This window comes from uncultured Streptomyces sp., from assembly GCF_947488945.1.
Taxonomy (GTDB): domain Bacteria; phylum Actinomycetota; class Actinomycetes; order Streptomycetales; family Streptomycetaceae; genus Streptomyces.
In genome coordinates this window covers 80430-93944 of record NZ_CANLBS010000014.1, presented here as the reverse complement: position 1 = coordinate 93944, position 13515 = coordinate 80430, and the positions used below count along the sequence as shown (strand labels likewise).

11 protein-coding genes are annotated in these 13515 nt (G+C 74.8%); 5 read left to right on the top strand and 6 right to left on the bottom strand.

Going from position 1 to position 13515, the window contains the following annotated elements; translation table 11 throughout:
- Positions 1-44 precede the first annotated feature (44 nt).
- Positions 45-308 carry a hypothetical protein gene (locus Q0994_RS21715; RefSeq protein WP_299537597.1) on the bottom strand — a complete coding sequence of 88 codons (264 nt, stop codon included), beginning with the start codon at positions 306-308 and terminating at the stop codon, positions 45-47.
- A 335-nt stretch (positions 309-643) separates the two neighbouring features.
- Here Q0994_RS21715 and Q0994_RS21710 point away from each other — a divergent pair, with 335 nt between their 5' ends.
- Positions 644-1738 (top strand): DUF5925 domain-containing protein, encoded by a 1095-nt coding sequence (locus tag Q0994_RS21710; protein ID WP_299537596.1) that lies wholly within the window; start codon positions 644-646, stop codon positions 1736-1738.
- A 67-nt stretch (positions 1739-1805) separates the two neighbouring features.
- Here Q0994_RS21710 and Q0994_RS21705 read toward each other — a convergent pair whose 3' ends face one another.
- Entirely contained in the window at positions 1806-2180 is a 375-nt protein-coding gene (locus Q0994_RS21705) for a GntR family transcriptional regulator (protein WP_299537595.1), read from the bottom strand.
- 69 nt (positions 2181-2249) lie between these two features.
- Here Q0994_RS21705 and Q0994_RS21700 point away from each other — a divergent pair, with 69 nt between their 5' ends.
- Together Q0994_RS21700 and Q0994_RS21695 are read left to right on the top strand one after the other, a co-directional pair.
- Positions 2250-3167 carry a GNAT family N-acetyltransferase gene (locus Q0994_RS21700; protein ID WP_299537594.1) on the top strand — a complete coding sequence of 306 codons (918 nt, stop codon included), beginning with the start codon at positions 2250-2252 and terminating at the stop codon, positions 3165-3167.
- Positions 3148-3657, top strand: a complete 510-nt coding sequence (locus Q0994_RS21695; protein ID WP_299537593.1) for a DUF402 domain-containing protein — start codon at positions 3148-3150, stop codon at positions 3655-3657. The genes Q0994_RS21700 and Q0994_RS21695 overlap by 20 nt, the downstream gene beginning before the upstream one ends.
- Before the next feature lie 91 nt (positions 3658-3748).
- Here Q0994_RS21695 and Q0994_RS21690 read toward each other — a convergent pair whose 3' ends face one another.
- Together Q0994_RS21690 and Q0994_RS21685 are read right to left on the bottom strand one after the other, a co-directional pair.
- Positions 3749-5251, bottom strand: a complete 1503-nt coding sequence (locus Q0994_RS21690) for a methyltransferase domain-containing protein (protein WP_299537592.1) — start codon at positions 5249-5251, stop codon at positions 3749-3751.
- Positions 5252-5484: 233 nt separating this feature from the next.
- On the bottom strand, positions 5485-5805 hold the full coding sequence (locus Q0994_RS21685) for a hypothetical protein (protein ID WP_299537591.1): 321 nt from the start codon (positions 5803-5805) through the stop codon (positions 5485-5487).
- 333 nt (positions 5806-6138) lie between these two features.
- Between Q0994_RS21685 and Q0994_RS21680 the strand changes: the two genes are divergently transcribed.
- Together Q0994_RS21680 and Q0994_RS21675 are read left to right on the top strand one after the other, a co-directional pair.
- Complete coding sequence (locus tag Q0994_RS21680) at positions 6139-7569, top strand: uracil-xanthine permease family protein (protein WP_299537590.1); 1431 nt, start codon at positions 6139-6141, stop codon at positions 7567-7569.
- Positions 7569-8897, top strand: a complete 1329-nt coding sequence (locus Q0994_RS21675) for an amidohydrolase family protein (RefSeq protein ID WP_299537589.1) — start codon at positions 7569-7571, stop codon at positions 8895-8897. Before Q0994_RS21680 ends, Q0994_RS21675 begins: the two co-directional genes overlap by 1 nt.
- A 29-nt stretch (positions 8898-8926) precedes the next feature.
- Here the strand turns inward: Q0994_RS21675 and Q0994_RS21670 are convergent, their stop codons facing one another.
- On the bottom strand, positions 8927-9940 hold the full coding sequence (locus Q0994_RS21670; protein WP_299537588.1) for a hypothetical protein: 1014 nt from the start codon (positions 9938-9940) through the stop codon (positions 8927-8929).
- Positions 9937-13410 (bottom strand): DNA polymerase III subunit alpha, encoded by a 3474-nt coding sequence (gene dnaE / locus Q0994_RS21665; protein WP_299537587.1) that lies wholly within the window; start codon positions 13408-13410, stop codon positions 9937-9939. Before dnaE ends, Q0994_RS21670 begins: the two co-directional genes overlap by 4 nt.
- Between the last annotated feature and the right edge of the window lie 105 nt (positions 13411-13515).

The following is a 13515-nucleotide window of genomic DNA, read 5'->3' as shown; positions in this document are numbered from 1 at the left end:
CCGCCCCGAGCGGCGGGACGGATCGGGGCGGGGCCGGCCTTCGGTCAGCGGCGGCTGCCGAAGAGCGAGCGCCGCAGCAGCCTGAGCGGGGCGAAGAGCGAGACGCGCGCGCTCTTGCTCCTGCCCCGGTGTCCGGCGTCGCGCGAGGTCAGCTCACGCATCAGCAGCGTCGCCTCGGCCGTCTCACGCTGCGGGACGGCGGGGCCGCCGAGCACAGCGAGGTGGCGGTCGAGGCGCGAACTCGTCGCACTGCTCCCGCAGGTGATGGCAGGCACTCGCGGCCTGCTGCGCACCGTTATCTGTTCCATGTCACTCCCCACCCGTACGAGGGCACCCGGCCCGGGCAGGTTAACCCTATCGCCCCACACTGACACACACGTATCCCGGGCACAGGATTGTGCACATGCGTACGGAGGTTGACGACGAGTCACTCAAGCTCGGCGATTCCTGGGCGAGTTGGACAGTTCGCCCGCACCACCAGCGGATTCGGGCGCGACGCGGTGCACCGGTCTCACCCCCGTCCGAGGATTGGGCCCGCGTGTCGTGGGGCAGCGGGCGGCCCCGGACGCGACGGGAGCCGTACGGATGACGGACCGTCGAAACACGGGTGCGCGGTCCGGAGCGGTGCCGGATCATGGGCGCCATGTCTGCCACTCCCGAGTCCGCCCTGCCGATCCGGCTCAACGTCGACGACAGTGATTCCCCGGCCGATGTCGTGGACGCCCTCTTCCTCGGCCGGTTCGCCACCGGTGAGCAGCCCCACGCGCACAGCTCTTCCCTCGACCGGGTGAAGAAGGCGGCGACCCTGCTGCCGCCGGGCGCGACGGTCCTGCGCACCGCGCGCGACGACGACCGGAGCGCGACCCTGGCGGAGGGCGACGGCTGGACGCTGCTGGTCTCCCGGTGGAACCGGGGCGCCGACGTGACCGTCACGGCGACCACCGAGGAACTGGCCCGGGACGTCCTCGAACGGGCCACGGAGGCCGCCCAGGACGAACCGGAACCCCAGCCGGACGACGTGACCATGGGCTTCTGGTACGTCTCGCCCCGGCGCGGCCCGCACCGCACCACCCGCCAGATCTCCGCCGGCGCCTGGGACGAGATCCGGCCGCACTACTCGGCCCCGGTGGCGGAGGCGATGGAACAGCTGATGAAGGTCACCCCGGACGACATCTCCGGGCGGCTGCTCCTGCTGCACGGCCCGCCCGGCACCGGCAAGACCTCCGCGCTGCGGACGCTGGCCCGGTCCTGGCGCGACTGGTGCCAGGTCGACTGCGTCCTGGACCCGGAACGCCTGTTCAGCGACGTCGGCTATCTGATGGACATCGCCATCGGGGAGGACGACGGCACCGCGAAGGGGCGGTGGCGGCTCCTGCTGCTGGAGGACTGCGACGAGCTGATCCGCGGCGAGGCCAAGCACACGGCGGGCCAGGCGCTGTCCCGGCTGCTGAACCTCACCGACGGTCTGCTCGGCCAGGGACGCAACGTCCTGGTGGCGGTCACCACCAACGAGGACCTGGAGCGGCTGCACCCGGCCGTGGTCCGGCCGGGGCGCTGCCTGGCCCGGATCGAGGTCGGACCGCTCACCCGGCGCGAGTCGGCCCGGTGGCTCGGCACCGAGGAGGGCGTCGGCCGGGAGGGCAACACGCTGGCCGAACTGTTCGCGCTGCGCCGGGGCAACGGACCGGCCTCGGTGCCGAAGCAGGAGTCGGGCGCGGACGCGGGCCTGTACCTCTGAGGCGACGACCGCCGCGAAGGGCGCGGGGCTCGGCGCCGCGCCCGGCGCGTTCGGGCGCCCGCCCCGGTCAGTCCTCGTACGCCGCCCGCACCGCGTCACGGGCGAGGGCCAGGGCGTCGGACCGGGAGAGGCCGAGGCGGGCCGCCAGCTCCGCGTACTCCTGTGCGGCGACCGCCGCCTTCCGCACGGCGGCGTCCCCGGCGGCGGCGATGAACGTGCCGTTGCGTCCGCGCGTCTCGATCACCCCGTCCGCCTCCAGCGCCCGGTACGCCTTCGCCACCGTGTTGGCGGCCAGACCGAGTTCGACGGCGAGGCCGCGCACGGTCGGCAGCCGGTGGCCGACGGGCAGGGCGCCCGAGCGGGCCTGCTCGGCCACCTGGGCGCGCAGTTGCTCGTAGGGCGCGGTCGCACTGTCCGGATCAAGGTCGATCATCAGGGTCACGGCCCGATTGTCCCCCACCGCCGGGAAATTCGGAGGCGGCCGGTCCGTCCCGGCCGTAGCGTCGCGCCCATGGTGATCGTGAGAGACCTCGTGACGTCCGACGAGGAGGGGTGGCTGCGGGTGAGGCGGGCCGCCCTCCCGTTCCTGCCGCTGGTCGCCGGGCAGGTGCGGCACGACCTGGAACACTCCCTCCCGCAGGAGCACCGGCGGTTTTTGGTCGCCGAGGAGGACGGCGAGATGATCGCCACCGCGGAGGTCGGCATCGCCCACGACAGTCCGGAACCGGGCCAGGGCTACTGCAACGTGCACACCCACCCGGAGCGGACCGGCCGGGGCGCGGGCTCCCTGCTGGCGGCGGCGGCCGAGGAACACCTTGCCGGAGTCGGCGCGTCGGCGGTGTACGCCTGGGTGCTGGACGGTCCGGGAAGCCTGGAGTTCGCACGCCGCCGGGGGTACACCCCGAGCCGGACGGCCCATTTCCTGCGCCGGGACCTGGTGGACGGACCGCCGCTGCCCCGACGGCCCCCGCCGGACGGCGTGGAGGTGCGGTCGGCGGCGGACTTCGCGGCGGACCCGCGTCCGCTGTTCGAGGCGGACGCCGAGACCACCGCGGACGAACCGAGCGACGTACCGGCCTCGTTGGACGACTACGCGCAGTGGCTCGACACCACGTGGCGCCATCCCGCGTTCGACCACCACCTGACCTCCGTGGTGACGGTGGACGGCACGGTCGCCGCCTTCAGCGTCGGCTTCACCGACGGACTCTCCCGGTACGGCTCGGGGATGACCGGCACCCGGCGGGCCTTCCGCGGCCGGGGGCTGGCGAAGCTGGCGAAGACCGCCTCGCTGCGCCGGGCCCGCGCCCTCGGCTGCACCGAGGCCTTCACGGGGAACGACGCGGGCAACGGGCCGATGCTCGCCGTCAACGAAGCACTGGGATACGAGATCTGCGCCACGGAGGTACGTCATGTCCGCACGCTCGGCTGAACCGGAGGACCGGGGCGACGGGGTGACCGTCGTCCTGACCAAGGCCGGACGGACCAAGATCCGGTATCCGGCGCGGCGGCTGCGCGACGACGGCGCCCGGATCACCGTGCGCGCCCCCTGGGCGGCGCCGGGGGCGCGCGACTTCGGGTTCGTGCGCTTCGAACCGGGGGACGTCTTCACCGAGCACTACTGGCGGGACCGGTGGTTCGCGGTGAAGGAGGTACGGGACGCGGGCGGCGGGCTCAAGGGCTGGTACTGCGACGTCACCCGCCCGTGCGTGGTGGGGGACGGGGAACTGCGGGTGGAGGACCTGGACCTGGACCTGTGGGTGTCGGCCGACGGGAGACGGGTGCTCCGGCTGGACGAGGACGAGTTCGCGGCGAGCGGCCTTGACGCCCGCGATCCGGCCGCCGCCACCGCGGCCGTCGCGGCCCTGGACGAACTGGAGCGGATCGCCCGGACGAACGGGCTCGCGACGCTGCTGGGGTGACGGGACAGGGATACGGGTGCCGGTGACGGGCGGCGGCCCGCGGGGCGGCTCGCGCTCCCCCGCCGTGCGCCACCCCGGTTGCCCGTCTGCCCTACGCCTCCGGCCGGGGCGGGCCGGAGGCCACCAACTCCACCTCGAAGCCGGCCGCGTCCTCCAGGTAGGCCGCGCGGTGGCCGTCACCGCCCGCGTGGGGATGGCGGTCCGGGAACAGCAGCCGCCAGCCGTGCGCGGGCGCCTCGGCGACCAGGGCGTCCAGCGCGTCCCGGTCCTCGACGTGGAAGGCCAGGTGGTTGAGGCCCGGCCGGAGACGGTCGTGCCGGTCGTCGGTGAGCGCCGACGACTGTTCGAGCACCAGATAGCTGTCGCCGCGGCGCCAACTGCGTCCGGCGGCCCAGCGCTGGTAGGGCTCGTGGCCCAGCCGGCCGAGCAGCCACTCCCACCCGGGCAGCACCGCCGGCAGGTCCGGCACCCACAGCTCGATGTGGTGCAGCCGTCCGGTGCCGGCCCCGGACGCGGGCAGCGACACCACCCGCCGGGGGCCGCCGGGACGATACGCGATCGTGTCCCCGTCCTCGTGCCAGTGGATCAGGAACCGCTCCCCGGAACGGTATCCGTCGAGCCCGGCCCGGCAGTACGCCACCATGTCCCGGGGCAGGGCCGCCAGCGGGTACCAGCCGATCCCGGAGCACTTCTCCGGCTCCGCGTTGCGCGGCGGACGCTCGGGGTCGTACGCGACCTCGAAGAACCAGCCCATCCGCGCCCCGCCGCCCGGCCCCCGGTGCTGCATCACGAGGGCGACCCGCAACTCCTCGGGTTCCAGGGCGATCCCGATCTCCTCCGCGGCCTCCCGGATCATCGACTCGCGGACGTCCTCGCCGTCCTCGGCGTGGCCGGAGGGGAGGTTGAGCAGCCCGTCGCCGTACCCCGTGCCGGCACGGCGGGCGAGCAGCACCTCGGAGCCGCGCCGCAGGACCAGGTGGACGTCGACCACCTCGCGGTGCCGGTGACGGGGTTCGGCGCGGGCGACGACGGCGTACCTCTCGTCGTCCACCTCCTTGCCCCACAGCCGGGAGTCGGCCGACAGCGACTCGTGGTGGACGCGTTCGGTGTGCGGGGCGAGGAGTTCCGCGAGGCGGGATGCCGGGATGCCGGTGGCGCCCCAGACCCCTTCGATCATGACCAGCCGGCCGCCGGGGCGCAGCAGTCCGAACCAGTGGGCGAGGGCGGCCGCCGGATCGGGCAGGGCCCAGAGCACGTGCCGGACCAGGACCACGTCGAACCTGCGGTCGCCGACCGGGGGCCGGGCCGCGTCCCCGGTCAGCACCTCGGAGCCGGTGCCCGCGAGCTTCTTCCGCGCCTGCTCGACCATGCGCGGCGACATGTCGACGGCGGTGAGCCGGTGCCCCTGCCCGGCGGCGAGCAGCGCGAGGCTGCCGGTTCCGCACCCGAGGTCGAGGATGTCCGAGCCGGTGGCGGGGAGCCAGCTCTGCAACCGCCGGGCCCAGGCGTCGCGCACCAGGGGGTCGAGCAGTCCGTGGTCGGGCTCCTCGTCGAAGGAACCGGCGGCCTCGTCCCAGTAGTCGATCGTCGTCATGGCCTCCATCGTCCCAGGTCCCACTGACAGTCAGGGCCCTTTGGCCGGTAGTCGGGCGCCCCGGCCGGTTTCGCGGCAAGGGGTGCGGCCGCACGCCCCGACGGCGCGACGTTCCCCCGTCCGGCGGCCTTACGGTGGAAGGCCGGCGGCAGGGGCGGGGACCGTGCGACGGAGAGGTCCCGGTGGAGGGGCCGGGTTCCGCTTGGGGCGAGCCCGCTTGAGCCGGGGCACGCTCAGGAAGGGTCCGCGTCCAGCTCCGCCGCGCCGGTCTCCCAGCGTCTGCGGCGTTCGGCGGGGGTCTGCTCCCACCAGGGGGTGCCGCGTTCGCCGAGGGCCGCCTTCGCCGTCCGCACCCGGCCGCGGGCCGTCTTCTCGGCCTCCGGGTCCTGGTCGCGGTGCGAGGCGGCCACCGCGCGCCGGGCCGCCGCGAGGTGGCGGCGCAGAACGGCGGCGACGTCCTCCGGGATCTCCGGGTCGGTCGCCCGCCAGCGCCGGCCGCGCACCACGATGTACCGGCCGTCGGGCGTCCGCTCCGGCTGCGCAGAGGATTCCATCGGCCCATGCTGCCCCGGCCGGGCGGCCCGCGCCGTCCGGCGACACGGCGGCCGGCGCCGGATTCGTCCGGCCGCGTCCCCCCGTCCCCGTCCCCCCGTCCGCGTCTCCCCGCCGCGCGGCGGTGCCGCCCGGCTTCCCGGTGGCGGCCGGGGACGTGCGCGACCCGTTGCGCCGGGGCAACGCGCCGGAAACACCGGCCTTCTACGGTCGGCTCCACGTCGGTCATGGCTGTAACGGCCGACGGGCGACCGGACCGTCCGGGGCCGCGCGCGAGCGCGCTCCGGGGCCGCGCGAACCAGCCGTCTTCCACCGTGAACCAACCGGGAGGAACGATGGCCGCCCCTACGCATGCCGCCGTGCCGGACGCCGAGTCCACGCCGCAGCCCGTCCAGCCGCACCCCGTCGACGTACGGCCGCCGCTGCACCGCATGGTGCCGCTGAGCCTCCAGCATCTGCTGGTCGCCTATTCCGGCATGGCCACCATGCCGTTGCTGGTCGGCATGGCCCTCGGCCTGCCGGAGGACCGTATACGACTGCTGATCAGCGCCAACCTGCTGGTCAGCGGGATCGCCACCCTGCTGCAGACGCTGGGCGTACGCGCGCTCGGCGCGCGGCTGCCGATCGTGATGGGTTCCACCTTCACCGCGATCACCCCCGCCGTGCTGATCGGGAAGGAGCACGGCCTGGCCGCCGTGTTCGGGGCGACGATCGTCGCGGGGGTGGTGACGGTGGCGGTCGCCCCCTGGTTCGGGCGGTGCCTGCACCTCTTCCCGCCGCTCGTCACCGGCACCGTGATCGCGGTGATCGGCTTCTCGCTCGTCCCGTCCGCCGCCGGGCTCGTCACCGGCCACGACGAGGGCGGTTCGGGCGCGAAGGGGCTGGCGCTGGCCGCCGTGACGGTGGTGCTGGTGATCCTGGTGGAACGGCTGGCGCCGCCGACCGTCGGCCGCTTCGCCGTGCTGATCGGGCTGGCGGCCGGGACCGCGCTGGCCGTCCCCCTGGGGCTGTTCGACGGTTCCGGCGTGGGTGAGGCGTCGGCGGTGGCGCTGCCGGACCCCGTCGCGTTCGGCGCTCCGGTGTTCGTCGTGCCGGCGATCGTGGCCATGCTCGTCGTGCAGTTGGTGAACATGGTCGAGTCGGTGGGCGACACGCTGGCCGTCGGGCAGATCGTGGGGCGCGGCGAGGACGGGCCCACGGTCACCAGGGCGCTGCGCGCGGACGGGGCGGCGACCGTGCTGTCCGGCGGCCTGTCGTCGTTCCCGATCGTCACGTTCGGGCAGAGCGTGGGCCTGGTCAGCGTCACCAAGGTGATGAGCCGTCATGTCGTGGCGCTGAGCGGTGCGTTGATGGTCCTCCTGGCGTTCGTGCCGGCGCTGGGGGCGGCCGTGGCGGCCGTTCCGGGGCCGGTGCTGGGAGGGGTGTCGCTGGTGATGTTCGGCACCGTCGGCGCGGTCGGGCTGCGCGTCCTGGCGCGGGCCGACCTGACCGACGGGCGCAATCTGCTGACCGTGGCCCTGGCGTTCGGGGCGGGCCTGATCCCGGTGGGCGCGCCGGAGTTCTACGCGCCGCTGCCCGACTCCGTGCGTACGGTGCTGGACAGCGGGATCGCCGCCACCGGGCTGGTCGCGTTCGCCCTCAACCTGCTCTTCCACGGCGGCCGGCGGCCGGACCCGGATCCCGGTCCCGGCCCGGACCCGGCCGGAGAACGGCGGGGCGACGGCGCCGCGGCGGGCGCGGGCGTCACGGACGGGGAGGCGTCCTGATGCGTACGGTCGATCTGATCACCGACGTCACCGTGTGGAGCGCGGGAGGCTGGCTGACCGGGCAGGACGTCCGGCTGGGCGGGGGGCGCGTCGTCTCGCTGACCCCCGCCGGCAGTGTGCCCCCGGACCCGGACGCGGTCGTCCTGGACGGGTCGGGCGGCCATCTCGTGCCCGGCTTCGTCAACACCCACACCCATCTCCACCAGGCCGGGATGCGGGGCATCGGCGAGGGCCGGCCGCTGCTGTCGTGGCTGCGGCTGGTGGGAGAGGAGACGGTCGCGCTGACGCCCGGCCAAGCGTACGCGGCGGCGGCCGCCGCGAGCACCGAGGCGCTCCGCAGCGGGACGACGACGCTGGTCGAGCACATGTGGCCGCACCCGGATCCCGAGGTCCACGACGCGGTGCTGCGCGCGCTCCACGACACCGGCATCAGGGCGGTGTTCTGCCGCGGGGTCGCGGACCGGCCGGACGTGACCCGCAAGTGGGGGTTCGACCCCCGGCTGATGCAGCCGCTCGACGAGGTGCTGGCCCACACGGACGGAATCCGGGCGGCGACGGCGGGCAGCAGGATCTCGGTGGGCCTGGCCGTCCCCAATCCGCGTTCGCTGACGCCCGCCGGGATGCGCGAGGTACGCGCCTTCGCGGAGGAACGCGGGCTCCCGGTCTCCCTCCACCTGCTGGAGACGGCGACGGACGAGCTGGCGTGCCGTGAGCACGCGGGGACGGGCGCGGTCGGCTTCCTGGAGGCCGCCGGGTTCCTCTGGGACCGGCTGCTCGCGGTGCACTGCGTGGAACTGGACGCGGCGGGCCAAGAGGTCCTCGCCCGCCACGGGGTGGCGGTCTCGTACAACCCGCTGAGCAACATGCGGCTCGGCAGCGGCATCGCTCCCGTCCCCGAGATGCTGGCGGCCGGGCTGCGCGTCGGGCTGGGGGTCGACGGGGCGGCCAGCAACGACACCCAGGACATGCTGGAGGCCCTGCGGATCGGCTCCTACCTCCAGCGCGCGGCGCACCGGCAGGCCGACCTGCTGGGGTTCGGGGCGATGATGGCAATGGCCACCGACGGCGCGTCCTCGGCGCTCGGTCTCGACCCGGTGCCGGACGGGGTGGTCGCGGGAGCCCGGGCGGATCTCGTGCTCCACCGGTTCGAGAGGGACTTCGCCTGCCTGCCGGTACGCGATCCGGGGGCGACGCTGCTGACCTGTGCGAGCACCCGCACCGTCGACACGGTGCTGGTGGACGGCGAGGCGGTGTTCGCCGACGGCCGCAGCCTCCGGTTGGCCGAATCCACCCTGGTGGAAGCGCTGTTGGGGCGGTCGGCCGGCTGAGCGGTCCGGGGCGTCCTGCCGTCCGTACGTCAGGCGGCGAGCCGCCCCGGTTTCACCGCCTGCGGACCGAACCGGGCGCGCAGCCGGTCGGAGACCGCCTCGATGCGGCGCGCCCGTTCGTCCGCGGGGTCGAAGGTGAGCTGGTGGGCGGCGCGTTCGGCGTCGGTCAGCCCTTCGGCCCGCAGCCCGATGCCCCGCACGCGCGCGCGTTGCAGCCCGAAGGACTCGTGGACCCGGTAGGCGAGCGCGGTGAGCGCGGCGGAGTGGGCGGTGGGCTCGGGGAGCGTACGGCTGCGGGTGAGCGTGGAGTAGCCCTTGCGGTCGGCGAACCGTACGGAGACCGCGAGCGAGCGGCACACCTGTCCGTCGCCCCGCAGCCGGACGCCCAGTTCCTCGGTGAGCGACAGCAGGGCCCGGCGGTGCTGCTCCGGGTCCAGTTCGTCGCGCGGGAAGGAGCGCTCGGAGGCGATCGAGCGGGCGGCGGCGTTCGGCACCACGGAGGACCGGTCGACGCCGTTGGCGCGCTCCCACAGTTCGCGTCCGGCCCGCACCCCGGAGATCCGCTGGAGGGTGGCGAGCGGGGCGGCGGCGACCTTGCCGACGGAGTCGAGCCCGTATCCGCACAGGGTGCGGGCGGTGGCGGCCCCGACGCCCTCCAGCGCGACGACCGGCCGGGGCGCGAGGAAGGCGGCCCCTTCGCCGCCGGGCACCACGAAGGTCGCCCCCGGTGCCGCGAGCCGTGCGGCGGCCCGTGCCAGCAGGGGGTTCTCGGCGGCGCCGATCGCGCAGTCCACGCCGTGCAGGGCGAGTGCGCGGACCCGGATCAGGGAGGCCAGGCCCCGGGCGTCCTGCCCGAAGTAGCGCAGCGCCCCGCGCACGTCGGCCAGCGCGGTGTCCGGCGGGGCGGCCTCGACCACCGGGGTGAAGGTGCCGAGCAGGGCGAGCATCCCCTCGTAGGCCGCCCCCTCCACCGGGCCGCCGCCGATCCTGCTGAACCGCAGGCACAGCACGTCGGCCCGCCTGTCGTCCTCCCGTCCGCTCATCCCGCGCTCCCCGGACTCCGGTGCCACAACTTCCTTCCGGTGGGCGGGCCTTCGCCCGCGGGGCGCAGGTCCGCCCAGGGGTTCATCTCGAAGCCGGTGGACATCCGGATGCGCCGGCCCGGGTCGGCGGGAGGTCCGGCCGCCGGCCGCTCCTCCTCGCCGTCCGGTCCCGCCGGTTCCTCGGCGAGCCGGGCCGCCACCGCGTCGAGTCCGCCGGTGCGGCGCAGTTCGACGAGGTCCGCCAGGTTCCAGGCGGCGGAGCCCACCACGCTCAGGCTGCGGGGGCCGCGCCGCTGCACGACTCCGCGCACCAGCAGCAGCCAGGAGTGGAAGACGGTGTGCGCGCAGGCGGCGTGGCTGTCGTCGAAGAACGCCAGGTCGACCAGGCCGGTGCCGTCGTCCAGGGTGGTGAAGATGACCCGCCGCCCCGAACGGATCGGCGGCGTCTGGGTGGCCGCCTTGGCCCCGGCGACCAGCACGGTCTCGCCGTGCCGCGCGTCCCGCAGCCGCTTGGCGGAGAACACGCCCAGTTCCTCCAGGAACGCCTGGTGGTCGCCCATCAGATGGCGGGAGACGTCCATGCTCAGCACGCCGAGTTCGGCGCTGAGGCGTTCCGCCTCGTTCAGGTCGGGCAGCCCGATGGACCCGGTCTTCCGCCCTTCTCCCAGAGGGAGTTGGGAGCCGCCGGCGCCCGGTCCGGAACCGCGCTGGGCGCGGTGCAGCTCGGACAGGTGCAGCAGCAGGTCGCGGCGGTTGGCCCCGAACGCGTCCAGCGCGCCGACCTGGGCGAGCCGTTCGGCGGCGGGCTTTCCGGGGCGGGCGCGCTGCCAGAAGTCCAGCAGCGAGGCGTACGGCTGCCCGGCCTCGATCCGCTCCACCTCGGCCTCGCTGATGCCGTGGACGTCGGCGAGCGCCAGCCGGAGCCCCCAGACCTCCCGTCCGGTCTTCTCATCAGACACCAGTTCGATTCGGTGGACCGCCGCCGACCGGTTGACGTCCAGCGGCAGCACCGGCACGCCCCGCCGCCGGGCATCCGCGAGCAGCAGCCGCTTGGGGTACATCCCCGGGTCGTGGGTGAGCAGCCCGGCGTAGAAGGCGGCCGGGTGGTGCGCCTTGAGCCAGGCGGACTGGTACGTCGGCACCGCGAAGGCGACGGCGTGCGCCTTGCAGAAGCCGTACGAGCCGAACGCCTCGATGATCTCCCAGGCGCGGGCGACCACCTCGATGTGGTAGCCGCGCTCCAGCGCCCGGCGCGCGAACCACACCTTGATCAGCTCGCGCTTCTCCGGATCGGAGAGGCCGCGCCGCACCCGGTCGGCCTCGCCCCGGCCGCAGCCGGTCATGATGTCCACCATCTCGATGATCTGCTCGTGGAAGACCACCACCCCGTAGGTGCCGCGCAGCGGTTCCTCCAGGTCGGGGTGGGGGTAGCGGACCGGCGCGCGGCCGTGCCGGGCCTCGATGAACGGCCGCACCATGTCGGCGGCGACCGGCCCCGGCCGGAACAGCGAGATGTCCACGACCAGATCGTGGAAGGTGGCGGGCTGGAGCCTGCCGACCAGGTCGCGCTGGCCCGGCGACTCGATCTGGAAGCAGCCCAGCGTCTCGGTGGACCGGATCAGCCGGTAGGTCTCCGGGTCGCCGGGGCCGACCGCGTCCAGGTCCACCCGCTCCCCCGAGGCGCGCCCGACCTCGGCGACGGCGTGCGCCATCGCCGACTGCATCCGTACGCCCAGCACGTCGAGCTTGAGCAGCCCCAGGTCCTCCACGTCCTCCTTGTCGAACTGCGCCATCGGCAGCCCTTCGCCGCTGGTCGGCACGACGGGCGTGCGGCGCAGCAGGGAGGCGTCGGAGAGCAGCACCCCGCAGGGGTGCATGGCGATCCCGCGCGGCAGCGCGTCCAGCGCCTCGACCAACTCCCACATCCGGCCGTACCTCTCCTTGGACGCCGCCACCTCGCGCAGTTCGGGCAGCTCCTCCATGGCCGCACGGGCGTCCCGGGCCCGGACGTGCGGGAAGGCCTTGGCGAGCCGGTCGATCTCGGCGGGGTCCATGGACAGGGCGGCGCCGACGTCCCGGACCGCGTGGCGCACCCGGTAGGTCTCGGGCATGGAGACGGTGGCGACGCGTTCGGAGCCGAACCGGCCGATGATCGCGCGGTAGACCTCCAGCCGGCGGGCGGATTCGACGTCGATGTCGATGTCGGGCAGCACGAACCGCCGCTTGGACAGGAAGCGCTCCATCAGCAGCCCGTGTTCGACCGGGTCGGCCTGCGCGATGCCGAGGAGGTGGTTGACCAGGGAGCCGGCGCCGGACCCGCGGGCGGCCACCCGGATGCCCATCTCCTTCACGTCGTCCACGACCTGGGCGACCGTCAGGAAGTACGAGGCGAAGCCGTGGTGGGCGATGATGTCCAGCTCGCGGTGCATCCGGTCCCAGTGCGCGCGGCTGCGGTCGTGGCCGCGCAGCACCATGCCGGCGGCGGCGCGGGAGGCCAGCACCCGCTGGGCGGTGCGCCGGTCCGCGCCGACGAGGTGCGGTTCGGGGAAGTGGACGGAGCCGATGCCGAGGTCGGCGGCGGGGTCGACCCGGCAGGCGTCGGCGGTGCGCCGGGTCTCGGCGAGGAGCCGGGCCCCGGCACCGGGGCCGAGACCGGCGGCGGCGGTGATCCGCTCGGCGGTCTCCGCCATGGCGGCGGCGTCCTTGAGCCAGCGTTCCCCGCTGTCCAGCGGGGTGCGGCGCGGGTCCACGGGGACCAGCCGGCGCGCCGCGTCCAGCACGTCGGCGACCGGCCCCTGCCCGGCGTCGGCGTACCGGACGGCGTTGGTCAGCACCGCCCGGACGCCCTGCTCGGCCGCGAAGCCGACGGTACGGGCGGCCAGCCGCAGCGAGCCGGGGCCGGTACCGGTGCGGCCGTGGTGGACGGCTTCGAGGCGCAGCGCGTCGCCGTGGATCCGCCGCCAGGGGGCGAGCAGCGCGGCGGCCCGGTCGGGGCGGCCGGCGCTCAGCGCCCGTCCGACGTCGGAGGCGGGTCCGAGCAGCACGGTGAGCCCTTCGGCGGGCAGGTCGGCGCGCCGCAGCACCGGGGGGCCTGCGGGAGTGGCGTGGGCCGCGGTCACCAGACGGCAGAGTTCCGCCCAGCCGCGCGCCCCGTCACGGGCGAGGAAGGTGACGCGGGGTGCGGACTCGTCGACGAACGCTCCGCCGCGCACCGGGGTGCGCGGCCGGGACACGCGCTCCTCGTCCGAGGCCTCCTGCTCGACCGCGAGTTCCACCCCGAAGAGCGGCCGGACCCGGGCGCTCACACACGCCTTGGCGAAGCGGACCGCCCCGGAGAGGGTGTCCCGGTCGGTCAGCGCGAGGGCGTCCAGCCCCCGCTCGGCGGCGCGCGCGGCCAGCCGTTCGGGGTGCGAGGCCCCGTACCGCAGGGAGAACCCCGACGCGGTGTGCAGATGCGTGAAGCCGGACATCCGCACCTCCTGACCGTTCCGTCACTCTCACCCCCTGGCTCTCCACCATAGACCAAGTTTCGAACGTTCGTGCGATATCGAACGAGCGGCCGCCCCGGCAGCCTC